This window comes from Pseudohaliea sp., assembly GCF_054552115.1.
This window is the reverse complement of sequence record NZ_JBTOLW010000010.1, coordinates 26,705-38,663: the sequence shown is the minus strand read 5'-3', so window position 1 is coordinate 38,663 and position 11,959 is coordinate 26,705. Positions and strand designations below refer to the sequence as shown.

General features: G+C 68.9%; 12 protein-coding genes. All 12 read left to right on the top strand.

The features are described 5' to 3' along the window. Nucleotides 1–40: 40 nt before the first annotated feature. The 12 genes from ACX93N_RS07045 to ACX93N_RS06990 all read left to right on the top strand — a co-directional run bounded on the left by ACX93N_RS07045 (nucleotide 41) and on the right by ACX93N_RS06990 (nucleotide 11,957). Nucleotides 41–1,057 (top strand): aspartate carbamoyltransferase, encoded by a 1,017-nt coding sequence (locus ACX93N_RS07045; RefSeq protein WP_459427696.1) that lies wholly within the window; start codon nucleotides 41–43, stop codon nucleotides 1,055–1,057. Further along, the gene (locus ACX93N_RS07040) at nucleotides 1,054–1,677 is read left to right on the top strand and encodes an NUDIX domain-containing protein (RefSeq protein ID WP_459427695.1); all 624 of its coding nucleotides are present in this window, start codon (nucleotides 1,054–1,056) and stop codon (nucleotides 1,675–1,677) included. The genes ACX93N_RS07045 and ACX93N_RS07040 overlap by 4 nt, the downstream gene beginning before the upstream one ends. Before the next feature lies 1 nt (nucleotide 1,678). Further along, nucleotides 1,679–3,262, top strand: a complete 1,584-nt coding sequence (murJ, locus tag ACX93N_RS07035; protein ID WP_459427694.1) for a murein biosynthesis integral membrane protein MurJ — start codon at nucleotides 1,679–1,681, stop codon at nucleotides 3,260–3,262. A gap of 60 nt (nucleotides 3,263–3,322) precedes the next feature. Then, nucleotides 3,323–4,276 (top strand): bifunctional riboflavin kinase/FAD synthetase, encoded by a 954-nt coding sequence (gene ribF, locus ACX93N_RS07030; protein WP_459427693.1) that lies wholly within the window; start codon nucleotides 3,323–3,325, stop codon nucleotides 4,274–4,276. Between the two features lie 58 nt (nucleotides 4,277–4,334). Further along, nucleotides 4,335–7,139: an isoleucine--tRNA ligase gene (gene ileS, locus ACX93N_RS07025; protein ID WP_459427692.1), complete on the top strand. Its 2,805-nt coding sequence runs from the start codon at nucleotides 4,335–4,337 to the stop codon at nucleotides 7,137–7,139. Then, on the top strand, nucleotides 7,132–7,626 hold the full coding sequence (lspA, locus tag ACX93N_RS07020; protein ID WP_459427691.1) for a signal peptidase II: 495 nt from the start codon (nucleotides 7,132–7,134) through the stop codon (nucleotides 7,624–7,626). The genes ileS and lspA overlap by 8 nt, the downstream gene beginning before the upstream one ends. Beyond that, a complete protein-coding gene (locus ACX93N_RS07015; protein WP_459427690.1) occupies nucleotides 7,623–8,081 on the top strand; it encodes an FKBP-type peptidyl-prolyl cis-trans isomerase in 459 nt (152 codons plus the stop codon). Before lspA ends, ACX93N_RS07015 begins: the two co-directional genes overlap by 4 nt. Further along, on the top strand, nucleotides 8,081–9,028 hold the full coding sequence (ispH, locus tag ACX93N_RS07010) for a 4-hydroxy-3-methylbut-2-enyl diphosphate reductase (RefSeq protein ID WP_459427689.1): 948 nt from the start codon (nucleotides 8,081–8,083) through the stop codon (nucleotides 9,026–9,028). Before ACX93N_RS07015 ends, ispH begins: the two co-directional genes overlap by 1 nt. Before the next feature lie 106 nt (nucleotides 9,029–9,134). Beyond that, nucleotides 9,135–9,785 carry a GspH/FimT family pseudopilin gene (locus ACX93N_RS07005; protein ID WP_459427688.1) on the top strand — a complete coding sequence of 217 codons (651 nt, stop codon included), beginning with the start codon at nucleotides 9,135–9,137 and terminating at the stop codon, nucleotides 9,783–9,785. Next, nucleotides 9,776–10,318: a type IV pilus modification protein PilV gene (gene pilV / locus ACX93N_RS07000; RefSeq protein WP_459427687.1), complete on the top strand. Its 543-nt coding sequence runs from the start codon at nucleotides 9,776–9,778 to the stop codon at nucleotides 10,316–10,318. The genes ACX93N_RS07005 and pilV overlap by 10 nt, the downstream gene beginning before the upstream one ends. After that, complete coding sequence (locus ACX93N_RS06995; RefSeq protein ID WP_459427686.1) at nucleotides 10,315–11,448, top strand: PilW family protein; 1,134 nt, start codon at nucleotides 10,315–10,317, stop codon at nucleotides 11,446–11,448. The genes pilV and ACX93N_RS06995 overlap by 4 nt, the downstream gene beginning before the upstream one ends. A 2-nt stretch (nucleotides 11,449–11,450) precedes the next feature. After that, complete coding sequence (locus tag ACX93N_RS06990) at nucleotides 11,451–11,957, top strand: pilus assembly PilX N-terminal domain-containing protein (protein ID WP_459427685.1); 507 nt, start codon at nucleotides 11,451–11,453, stop codon at nucleotides 11,955–11,957. Nucleotides 11,958–11,959: the final 2 nt, after the last annotated feature.

Sequence of the window (11,959 nt, the reverse complement as noted above, 5' to 3'; positions counted from 1 at the left end):
GCGCACACCGCTCGACCGGGAAGACGCTACGGAGGGAGCCATGGAGTTTGCCGGCAGCCACATGCTTTCCGTCGACCAGTTCGAGCGCGGCGACGTGGAGCGTATCTTCTCCGTGGCGGACCGGCTCGAGCCATACGCCCGTCGGCGACGTCGCACCCGCGTCCTCGAGGGGGCGATCCTCGGCGCCATGTTCTTCGAGCCCAGCACGCGCACGCGGGTGAGCTTCGGCAGCGCCTTCAACCTGCTTGGCGGCGAGGTGCGCGAGACCACGGGGTTCGAGCAGTCGGCCATCGCCAAGGGTGAGTCCCTCTACGACACCGCGCGCGTGCTCTCGGGTTATTCCGATGTCATCGCCATGCGGCACCCCACGGCGGGCTCCGTGGCCGAGTTCGCCGCCGCCAGCCGGGTGCCGGTCATCAACGGCGGCGATGGCAGCAACGAGCATCCCAGCCAGGCACTCCTCGACCTCTACACCATCGGTCGCGAACTCGCCGGCCGTGATCGCACGATCGATCAGCTTCGTATCGCCATGGTTGGCGACCTGCGCTACGGCCGTACCGTGCACTCCCTCTGCAAGCTGCTCCGCCTCTTTGATCGCGTCCAGGTAGTGCTTGTGTCGCCGGTCGAGCTGCGCATGCCCGAGAGCATCGTCGAGGAGCTGCGCGCCGCCGGCCACGAGGTGGTGGAATCCGATGCGCTGGAGGCGAGCATCGCCCACGTGGATATCGTCTACAGCACGCGCATCCAGGAAGAGCGCTTCCAGTCCCGGGAAGAGGCTGACCTCTATCGCGGTCGCTTCCGCCTCAACCAGGCGATCTATACCCGCCACTGCGAGCCGAACACGGTGATCATGCACCCGCTGCCGCGGGACTCGCGCGACAGCGCCCGGGAGCTGGACGACGACCTGAACGACAACCCCAACCTGGCCATCTTCCGCCAGACGGATAACGGCCTCACGGTGCGCATGGCACTCTTTGCCCTGATCCTCGATGTGGTGGACCAGGTGGATAAGCACGCGACCGATGTGAACTGGTACGTCGGGGGACGGACGCCGTGAGCTTCGCGCTGCGCTTCGGTGCCCGGGATGTACGCATCCTCGGCGAGGAGGAGGCCTTCCGCGGGCACTTCCGCATCGCCCGGCTGACCCTCTCGCACCGCTGCTTCGACGGCGGCTGGAGCGGGGCGCTGACCCGGGAAGTGTTCCATCGCGGCGACGCCGTCGGCGTGCTGCCGTACGAACCGGAGACCGACTCGCTGGTGCTCGTCGAGCAGTTCCGGCCCGGCGCGCTGCGCGCTGCCGACAGCCCCTGGATGCTCGAGCTCGTGGCGGGCATCGTCGAGGCGGGCGAGGACGACCGCGATGTCGTGCACCGGGAGGCCGGCGAGGAAGCCGGCTGCCGGCTCGCCGAGCTGGTGCCCGTCGCCAGCTATTTCCCGAGCGCCGGCGCCTGCTCCGAGCACGTGCGTCTCTACTGCGGGCGGGTGCTCGAGGCCGGTGTCGGCGAGGTGCACGGCGTGGATGGGGAGGGCGAGGATATCCTCGTGCACCGGCTCTCGCGCGCCGAGGCCCTGGAACTGCTCGCGGCGGATCGCGTGCCCAACGGCCACACGCTGGTTGCGCTGCAGTGGCTGGCGTTGCACGGCGAACGGCTGCGCCGGGACTGGCTGGGCGCCTGACATGAGCGAGGCCGGGGCAGCGCCTTCGGCGCCGGGCCTCCTGCGTTCCAGCGCCGTGGTCGGTGCGATGACCATGCTGTCCCGGGTCCTCGGCCTCGTCCGGGATATCGTCCTCGCCGCCTTCATCGGCGCCAATGCCAACGCCGACGCCTTCTTTGTCGCCTTCAAGATTCCCAACTTTCTCCGCCGGCTGTTCGCCGAGGGTGCCTTTTCGCAGGCGTTCGTGCCGGTGCTCAGCGAGTACCGGGAGCGCGGCGGCCAGGCAGCGGTGCGTGAACTCCTGGACCGCGTGGCCGGGGTGCTGGGCGGGACGCTGCTCCTGCTCACAACCCTCACCGTGCTCGCCGCGCCGCTGGTGGCCGGGCTCTTCGCCCCGGGCTTCCTCGACCAGCCGGCCAAGTTCGCCCTGACGGCGGACCTCATCCGGGTCACCTTTCCGTACCTGCTGCTCATTTCCCTCACCGGGCTCTGCGGCGCCGTGCTCAACAGCTACGGCCGCTTCGCCGTGCCGGCCGTGACACCGGTGCTGCTGAACCTGTCGCTCATCGGCGCGGCGACCGTGGCCGCTCCCTGGTTCGAGGAGCCCGCCTTCGCGCTTGCCTGGGGAGTATTCACGGCCGGGGTGGTGCAGCTGCTGTTCCAGCTGCCGTTCCTCAAGCGCCTCGAACTGCTGCCGCAGCCGCGCTGGGATGTCGCCCATCCCGGCGTGCGGCAGATCCTCACACTCATGGTGCCGGCGCTCTTCGGTGTCTCCGTGAGCCAGGTGAACCTGCTGCTGGACACCGTGCTCGCCTCTTTTCTGCCCACCGGCAGTGTGTCCTGGCTTTACTACTCTGACCGGCTGGCGGAGCTGCCCCTCGGGGTCTTCGGTATCGCCATCGCCACCGTGATCCTGCCGAGCCTGTCGGCGGACCGGGCCGCGGCGCGGGATGAGCGCTTCACGCTGACCCTGGACTGGGCCGTGCGTACCGTGCTCCTGGTGGCGGTGCCGGCTACGGCGGCCCTGCTGGTGCTGGCCGAGCCGATCCTCATCAGCCTGTTCCAGTACGGCGAACTGTCGCCCCGGGACGTGGCGATGGCCGGCTACAGCCTGCGCGCCTACGCGCTCGGTATCTGCGCCTTCATGCTGATCAAGGTACTCGCGCCGGGCTTCTATGCGCGCCAGGACATGGTGACGCCGGTGCGCATCGGCATTCGCGCGATGCTGGCGAACATGGTGCTGAATGTCGCCTTCGTGGTGCCGCTCATGGTCTACCTCGACCTCGGGCACGTCGGCCTCGCGCTGGCTACCAGTGTCGCCGCGTACCTGAATGCCGGCCTGCTCTGGCGCGGGCTGCGCCGGCAGGGCGTCTACCGCTTCGATCCGGCCTGGCGGGTGTTCCTGCCACGGCTGGTCGCCGCGACCGCGGTCATGGTCGGCCTCGTGCTCTGGTTGAGCCCCGGGGCCCCGGCCTGGCTTGCCTGGGGCTGGCAGCGGCGCGCCCTGGAGCTCGGCGAAGTGGTTGCCCTGGGTGGCGGAGCCTACCTTGCCGTGCTGGCTGCGGCGGGCGTGCGTCTGCGCGACCTGCGCAGCCCGCCGCCGTGACCCGTCCGGGCCCATTCGCTATACTGCGGGGCTTGTTTCAGGACGGTCCCCGGCTACCCCATGGAGCTTATCCGAGGCCTGCATAACCTGCAGCCCCGCCATCGCGGCTGCGTCGCCACCATCGGAGCCTTCGACGGTGTGCACCGGGGCCACCAGGCGGTGCTGGGGCGAGTGCTCCGCGAGGCCCGGGCGCTGGAACTGCCGGCGGTGGTGATCGTCTTCGAGCCGCTGCCGCGGGAGTATCTGCACCCGGAGAAGGCCCCGGCGCGGCTCATGGACTTCCGCGAGAAGTTCCAGGCGCTGGCCGCCCTCGGCGTGGACCGGCTGCTGCGTATCCGCTTCGACGAGAGCGTGCGCAGCATGTCCGCCGCCGCCTTCGTCGAGCGGATCTTCGTCGACGGCCTCGGCGTGAAGCGCCTGGTCCTCGGGGACGATTTCCGCTTCGGTCGCGGCCGGGAGGGGGACTACGACTTCCTCGAGGCCGAGGGCGCACGCCACGGCTTCGACACGCTGTCCACGGATACGCTGGCCCTCGCAGGCGACCGGGTCAGCTCGACGCGGGTCCGCGAGGCGCTGGAGCACGGCGAGCTGGAGCTGGCCGCGGACCTTCTCGGCCGGCCCTACACGATCACCGGCCGGGTGGTGCAGGGCCGCCAGCTCGGCCGTGCGCTGGGTGCGCCGACGGCGAATGTCGAGCTCAACCGGCTCAAGGCGCCGCTGTCCGGCGTGTTCACCGTGCGGGTGAACGGCGGCGGCCTGATAGAGGCGCCGGGCGTCGCCAACGTCGGTACGCGCCCGACGGTAAACGACGGCACGCGCGCCAACCTCGAGGTGCACCTGCTCGAGGGCGAGCCGCAGCTGTACGGCAGGCGCATCGACGTGCAGTTCCTGCACCGGCTGCGGCCGGAGCTCAAATTCGACTCGCTGGAGGACCTCAAGGAGGCTATCCACGGGGATTTCGCGGCAGCCAGGGAGTGGTTTGCCGCCCGGACCATGGACCGCTATGACGCATGACCAGACGCATGAGCAGACGCATGACCAGAGGCATGACTGACTACCGTGACTTACTGCCATGAGTGACTACAAGGCCACCCTCAATCTGCCGCAGACAGCCTTCCCCATGAAGGCGAGCCTGGCCCAGCGCGAGCCCGAGCGCCTGAAGCAGTGGCAGGCCATGGATCTCTACGGCCGTATCCGCGAGGCCTGCGCCGGCAAGCCGAAGTTCATTCTCCACGACGGCCCGCCCTATGCGAACGGCGAGCTTCACGTGGGCCACGCGGTGAACAAGATTCTCAAGGACATGATCGTGAAGTCCCGCACGCTGGCGGGCTTCGACGCGCCCTACGTACCCGGCTGGGACTGCCACGGCCTGCCCATCGAGCTCAATGTCGAGAAGAAGGTGGGCAAACCCGGACACAAGGTGAGCGCCGCCGAATTCCGCGAGCGCTGCCGTGCCTACGCGCGCCAGCAGATCGACGGCCAGCGTACGGACTTCGTGCGCATGGGGGTCATCGGCGACTGGGAAAACCCCTACCTGACCATGGACTTCGCCTTCGAGGCGGACATCATCCGCACCCTGGGGCTGCTGATCGGCAACGGGCACCTGCACAAGGGCTTCAAGCCCGTGCACTGGTGCCTCGACTGCGGCTCCGCGCTGGCCGAGGCGGAGGTGGAGTACGAGGACAAGACCTCGCCCGCCATCGACGTCGCCTATGCGGCGGTCGACAGCGCTGCGATCGCCCGCGCCTGCGGTGCCGAGGGTGCCGACAACATCGCCGTCGCTATCTGGACCACCACGCCCTGGACCCTGCCGGCGAGCATGGCGGTAAGCCTGCACCCGGAGCTCGAGTACGTGCTCCTGGACGCCGGCGATCGGCAGGTGCTGGTCGCGGCGGAGCTCGCCGAGGCCTGCGCCGTGCGCTTCGGCCTCGGCGAGCCGGCCATCCTCGGCCGCTGCCGCGGCGCCGCCCTGGACCGCCAGAAGCTCCATCACCCGTTCCTGGACCGTGACGTGATCATCGTGCTCGGCGACCATGTGACCACGGATGCCGGTACCGGCGCCGTGCACACGGCCCCGGCCCACGGCGCCGATGATTTCACGGTGGGCCAGCGCTACGGCATCGAGGTCTACAATCCGGTGGGCGGCAACGGCGTCTACCTCGAGGGTACGCCGCACTTCGCCGGCCAGCACGTGTTCAAGGCCAACGACGCCATCGTCGAACTGCTCGCCGAGCGCGGTGCGCTGCTGCACCATGAGCGCTACCGGCACAGCTACCCGCACTGCTGGCGGCACAAGACGCCGATCATTTTCCGGGCGACGCCCCAGTGGTTCATCAGCATGCGCCAGCAGGGGCTCCTCGACGGCGCGAAGACTGCCGCGGCCGGTGTGCAGTGGGTCCCGGACTGGGGCCGGGCGCGCATGGAGAGCATGCTCGAGGACCGCCCCGACTGGTGTATCTCCCGCCAGCGGACCTGGGGCGTGCCCATCGCGCTCTTTGTGCACCGGGAGAGCGGCGACCTGCACCCGGAGACGCCGCGGCTCATCGAGGCGGTAGCGGAGCGCGTGGCGGCGCGGGGCATCGAGGCCTGGTTCGAGCTCGACCCGGCGGAGCTGCTTGGCGACGCCGCCGGCGACTACGAGAAGGTCACCGACACCCTCGACGTGTGGTTCGACTCCGGCGTCACCCACGCCTGCGTGCTGCGCCGTCGCGAGGCCCTGGCCTGGCCGGCGGACATCTACCTCGAGGGCTCGGACCAGCACCGCGGCTGGTTCCAGTCCTCGCTGCTCACCGCGGTGGGGGCCTATGGCGCCGCGCCCTACCGCACGGTGCTCACGCACGGCTTCACGGTCGACGGCGACGGCCACAAGATGTCCAAGTCCCGGGGCAACATCCTGCCTGCGAAGAAGGCCATGAACGACCTGGGCGCGGATGTGCTGCGCCTGTGGGTGGCCGCCGCTGACTACCGCGGTGAGCTCACCGTGAGTGACGAGGTGTTCAAGCGCACCGCCGACGCCTACCGGCGCATCCGCAACACGGCCCGCTTCCTCCTCGGCAACCTGGCCGGCTTCGATCCGGCGGCGCACGCGCTGCCGGCGGAAGAGCTGCTGCCGCTGGACCGCTGGGCCCTGGACCGCGCCGCACGGCTGCAGGGGGAAATCATCGAGGCCTACGATGCCTACCAGTTCCACAGCATCTACCACAAGCTGCACAACTTCTGTGCCGTGGACATGGGCGGCTTCTACCTCGACATCATCAAGGACCGGCAGTACACGACGCGCGCGGATTCCGTCGCGCGGCGCTCGGCGCAGACGGCGATGTACCGCATCGTCGATGCGCTGGCGCGCTGGATCGCGCCGATCACGAGCTTCACCGCCGAGGAGATCTGGGAGAACCTGCCGGGTGAGCGCGCGGACTCCGTCTTTCTCGTCGAGTGGGCCGATGCGCTGCCGACCCTTCCCGACGATGCGGCGATGGGCCCCGACTACTGGGCCCGGGTGCAGGCCGTGCGCGACGCGGTGAACCGGGAAATGGAGGCGCGCCGCGCTGCCGGAGCGATCCGCGGCTCGCTGGATGCGACGGTCACGCTGTACTGCGACGACGCCGCAGCGGCAGAGCTGGGCGCCCTCGGTGACGAACTCCGCTTCGTACTGATCACCTCCGGCGCCCGCGTCCTGCCCCTCGCCCAGGCGCCCGCGGAGACTGCGGAGACGGAACTTCCCGGGCTCAGGGTGCAGGTGGAAGCCTCCGCCGACGAGAAGTGCGAGCGCTGCTGGCACCGCCGGCCGGACGTGGGCAGCGTTTCGGCGCATCCCACGCTCTGCGGCCGCTGCGTGGAGAATGTCGACGGTCCCGGGGAGCAGCGGTGCTTTGCCTGAGCGACGGCTGGCGATAGCGGGTTATGGCCTCGCGCTCCTGGTCATCCTCCTGGACCAGGGCAGCAAGGCCTGGGCGACCGCGGCCCTCGCTTACGCGCAGCCGGTGCCGGTGCTCCCGGTCTTCAACCTGACGCTGCACCACAACACCGGCGCGGCCTTCAGCTTCCTGTCCGATGCCGGTGGCTGGCAGCGCTGGTTCTTCACGGCGCTGGCACTGGCGGTGAGCGCGGCTCTCGCCGCCTGGCTCTGGCGCCTTTCCCGTGGCGAGCGGATGCTGGCCGTGGGCCTGTCGCTGGTCCTCGGCGGCGCCCTCGGCAACCTGGTGGACCGGCTGCAGCACGGCTACGTCGTGGACTTTATCTCGCTACATTATGGGGGGTACTACTTTCCAACGTTCAACATCGCCGACTCGGCGATCACCGTCGGCGCGGGGCTGCTCATCCTCGACAGTCTGCGCGGCGGGCGCGGTGACGGAGCAGAAGCATGACCCGGGATGACAGGCTACCGGTGGGCGAGGGCACCTGCGTCCACCTGAACTTCGCCCTCCGGCTGGAGGACGGCGAGGAAGTCGACTCCAACTTCGACCGCGGCCCGGTGAGCTTCACCGTGGGCGACGGCAGCCTCCTCCCGGGCTTCGAGCGGCGGCTCTTCGGCCTCCTGCCCGGCGAGCGCGAGCAGTTCACCGTGCTACCGGAGGACGCCTTCGGTCAGCACAACCCGCAGAACGTGCAGCGCGTGGACCGCGACCAGTTCGAGGACGGCATCGAGCTGGAGCAGGGCCTGGTCTGCTCCTTCGCCGATGCCGCCGGCGGCGAGCTGCCGGGCGTGATCGTCGCCTTCGATGACGACGAGGTGACCGTGGACTTCAATCATCCGCTGGCGGGGCGTACACTGCTCTTTGACGTCCAGATACACCGGGTTGAACCGGCGGAGTTGCACTGATGGACATCCAGCTCGCCAACCCGCGCGGCTTCTGTGCCGGCGTGGACAGGGCTATCGACATCGTCGAGCGGGCCCTGGAGGTGTTCGGCGCGCCCATCTACGTGCGCCATGAAGTGGTTCACAACAAGTTCGTCGTCGACGATCTGCGCGACCGCGGCGCGGTGTTCGTGGAAGAACTCGTTGAGGTTCCCGACGATGCCATCGTCATCTTCAGTGCCCACGGCGTCTCCCAGGCCGTGCGCAGGGAAGCGGACGGGCGCGGTCTCAAGGTCTTCGATGCCACCTGTCCGCTGGTGACCAAGGTGCACATGGAGGTGTCGCGCTACAGCGCGGAAGGGCGCGAGTGCGTTCTCATCGGCCACGCCGGCCACCCGGAGGTCGAGGGCACCATGGGCCAGTACGACCGCAGCCGGGGCGGCGACATCTATCTCGTCGAGGACGAAGCGCAGGTCGCTAACCTGGCCGTCCGTGACCCGGAGCGCCTGGCCTTCGTCACCCAGACCACCCTCTCCATGGACGATACCGCGAAGGTCATCGACGCCCTGCGCGAGCGCTTCCCGGCGATCCAGGGGCCGCGCAAGGACGACATCTGCTACGCCACCCAGAACCGCCAGGACGCGGTGAAGCAGCTCGCCGCGGGCTGCGACCTGCTGCTGGTGGTCGGTTCCCCCAACAGCTCGAACTCGAACCGCCTGCGTGAACTCGGTGAGCGCATGGGCGCGACCGCCTACCTGGTCGATGGCGCGGACGACATCGACGCCGCCTGGCTGGAGGGCAAGGCGCACATCGGGGTCACTGCCGGCGCCTCCGCCCCGGAAGTGCTGGTGCAGGCGGTCATCCAGCGCCTCAGGGACCTCGGCGCCGACGGTGTCACGGAAGTCGACGGCCGGCCCGAGAACGTGACCTTCAGCATGCCGAAGGAGCTCCGACTGGCGGAGGTCGAGTAGCCGTCAACGGTGGTAAACGACCGCTTGTCGGCCATTCCGGCCGCCGGTCGGGCAATCCGGGCCTTCCTGCTGCGCTTGTTCCAGCCTAGGCTCAGGAAGTAGTGCCATGGGCCAGGGGCGTGAAATGAAGGCGGTGCAGGCCGCAGTGCCGGGCAACGACGCTATCGGGCGGCGCCCGGGGGCATCCGGTTTCACCCTTATCGAACTGATGATGGTGCTGGTGATCGTCGCCGCGCTGCTCGGTGTCGCCGGCCCGTCCTTCCAGGAGGCGCTGCGCCGGAGCCGCCTTCAGGCGTCGCTCAACGACGCCGTGTCCCTGCTCTCCTTCGCGCGTGCCGAGGCCGTCTCCCGCAACGGCCCGGTCGCCGCCTGTGCGTCCACCGATGGCGCCAGCTGCGGCGGCCAGGCCTGGGAAGCCGGTTGGCTGGTTTTCGTCGACAACGGGGCCGGGGCCGGGGCCACGGCGCGGGACGGGGCTCTCGGCGGCAGCGAAGAGATCCTCCGCATCGGCGACCCGGCGGCGCAGGCGATAACGCTGAGGGCAAGCAATTTCCCCGCAACCGGTAACATCATCTTTATCGAGAGCGGGCGCCTCGACCGCGACCAGGCGGGGACCTTCACGATCTGCGACGACCGTGGCGCCGCTTCCGCCCGGGGGCTGATCGTCAACGTGTCCGGGCAGGCGCGCCTTGCCGTCGATGGCGATGGCGACGGCGTCGTCGAGGACAACCTCGGGAGCGCGGTGACATGCCCCTGATGGCCCGCCAGCGACCGGCCGCCGGCTTCACGCTGATCGAGGTGATGATCGCCGTGCTCGTGCTGATCATCGGCGTGCTCGGCGTCGCCGGGATGCAGCTCCTCAGCATTCAGGCAAACCAGGGTGCCTATTTCCGGTCCCAGGCGGTCTACGTCGGCTCGGAGATTCTCGACGCGATGCGAGCGAACCGCCCCGCGCTGGCCAGCTACACGATCACCATTGATCCGCTCGATCTCAGCAACATACCGGCGGACCCGGGCTGCGCCACGGCCGCAGCCGGCTGCAGCCCCGCCCAGACCGCGGCCCTGGACCTGCGGCGCTGGGGCGCCCACTTCGCTGATGTCTTCGGTGCGCCCGACTACCGGCCCACGCTGCCGGGCGGAAGTGCGCGGATCACCAGCAATGGCAATCTCTACACCGTGCAGGTCAGCTGGGTGCAGCGGGGCTGGGACGACACGGACGCCTCCGATGGCTCCGATCTCCGCTCCGCGATCACGGACACGGTGCAGCTGAACGCGGTGATCACGCCATGATGGATCGACAGCGCCCCGCCGATACCCTGCGCCGCTGCGGCGGCCTCTCCCTCATCGAGTTGATGGTGGCGCTGACCATCGGCGCCTTCCTGGTCCTCGGCGTGGTCACCGTCTTCATCGCCAACAAGACCTCCGCGGATCTCGAGGCCTCCCTGGCCCGGCTGCAGGAGAACGGGCGCTTCGCCCTCGATCTCATCTCCGATGACCTCTACGAGGCCCAGTACCTGGGCTGCAACACCGGCGATGTGTTTCTCGTCAACATGATCGAGGATCCGAACTCGCCGGGCTTCACGGGGACCCTCGAGGGCATCCGCGCCTACGAGAAGGGCGGCGGCGGCAGCTGGGCCGCGGACCCGGCCCTGCCGCCCGCCATGGTGACCGGTGCAAACCCCATCCGGGACGTGGCCCGGGACGGCAGCGACGTGCTTGCCATGCGCATGAACGAGCGTCTCGATACCGCGCTCACCGCACAGGTACTGCCGAGCAGTACGGCGGTGAACCTGTCTGCCAACCCCGGCTGCGAGATCGAGCAGGACAGCCGGGTCATTCTCACCGGGTGCAGCCTGACGGCGCACCTTTTCCGCGTGACCAACGCCATTGCCTGCTCCGCTGCATCGGCCGGGGACCCGCTCAGCCTCCAGTTCGACAACAGCGGCAATTTCACCACCGGCTTCAACACCAGCTACGACATCGATGCCGAGCTCCTGCTGTTCGAGGAGGCTTTCTGGTTCGTGGCTGATACGGGTCGCGTGCGAGACGGGCAGCCGGTCTTCGCCCTCTTCCGCGACGTCACGGGTGATGGGCAGCCCCCCCAGGAAATGATCGAGGGCGTGGAAAACCTGCAGGTGAAGTTCGGGCAACTCGTCGATGCGGCCGGGAACATCCGCTACGTCGATCCTTCGGATACCACGCTTAATGCGGGACTCAACTACGAGGGGGTGCGCACCGTGCGCTTCGCGCTCCTCGTACAGTCCTTCGAACCGGTCGCCGACCGGGAGGACGACGCCAGCTACCGGTTGCTGGATGTGGACATTCCCGCCACCGGCAGCGGGGCGGCGCACAACGGCGGCCGGGTGCTGCGGCGGGTGTTCACCCGCACCGTCAACCTGCGCAACGCGCCGGAGTTCTAGTCATGGCGAGAAGAAATGGCCGATGCTTCCGATACCGCGCCCGCGAGCGGGGTGTCGTCCTGCTCGTGGTGCTCGTGCTGCTGCTGCTGACGACCATCATCGGTTTCTCGGTCATGGAAACCAGCAGTCTCGAGGCCAAGATGGCCGTGGCGCGAGAGGGGCAGGAGGTGTCTTTCCAGGCGGCCGAGTCCGCCCTGGATCAGGCCCGCAACGACCAGGCTTTCCTGGTCAATGCCTTTGTTGCCGGCCTCGACGGGGCCCTCCTGGACCCGAACAGCGTGCCCTGGCCTGAACAGGCCTACAGCTTTGCCGGCGATGCGACCCTGGCCGGCGCCGTGGAGACGCGGTACGTGGACGAGATACCAGCCCTTGGCAACGACATCGTGATCGACAACCCGGGGCTTCGGAGCCTGCATTTCGAGCTGCGCGCGGAGGTCACGCGCGCGAATGAGAAATTCGACAGCCTGCATGTGCAGGGCATCAAGCGCTTCGCGCCCAAACTGCCCTGACG

Excerpts from the sequence above, each read along its gene's own strand:
- ACX93N_RS07045 (WP_459427696.1), top strand. The coding sequence starts at position 41 with ATGGAGTTTGCCGGCAGCCACATGCTTTCCGTCGACCAGTTCGAGCGC.
- ACX93N_RS07015 (WP_459427690.1), top strand. The coding sequence starts at position 7,623 with ATGACCCGGGATGACAGGCTACCGGTGGGCGAGGGCACCTGCGTCCAC.
- ribF (WP_459427693.1), top strand. The coding sequence starts at position 3,323 with ATGGAGCTTATCCGAGGCCTGCATAACCTGCAGCCCCGCCATCGCGGC.
- ispH (WP_459427689.1), top strand. The coding sequence starts at position 8,081 with ATGGACATCCAGCTCGCCAACCCGCGCGGCTTCTGTGCCGGCGTGGAC.
- ACX93N_RS07005 (WP_459427688.1), top strand. The coding sequence starts at position 9,135 with ATGGGCCAGGGGCGTGAAATGAAGGCGGTGCAGGCCGCAGTGCCGGGC.
- ACX93N_RS06995 (WP_459427686.1), top strand. The coding sequence starts at position 10,315 with ATGATGGATCGACAGCGCCCCGCCGATACCCTGCGCCGCTGCGGCGGC.
- pilV (WP_459427687.1), top strand. The coding sequence starts at position 9,776 with ATGCCCCTGATGGCCCGCCAGCGACCGGCCGCCGGCTTCACGCTGATC.
- murJ (WP_459427694.1), top strand. The coding sequence starts at position 1,679 with ATGAGCGAGGCCGGGGCAGCGCCTTCGGCGCCGGGCCTCCTGCGTTCC.
- ileS (WP_459427692.1), top strand. The coding sequence starts at position 4,335 with ATGAGTGACTACAAGGCCACCCTCAATCTGCCGCAGACAGCCTTCCCC.
- ACX93N_RS06990 (WP_459427685.1), top strand. The coding sequence starts at position 11,451 with ATGGCGAGAAGAAATGGCCGATGCTTCCGATACCGCGCCCGCGAGCGG.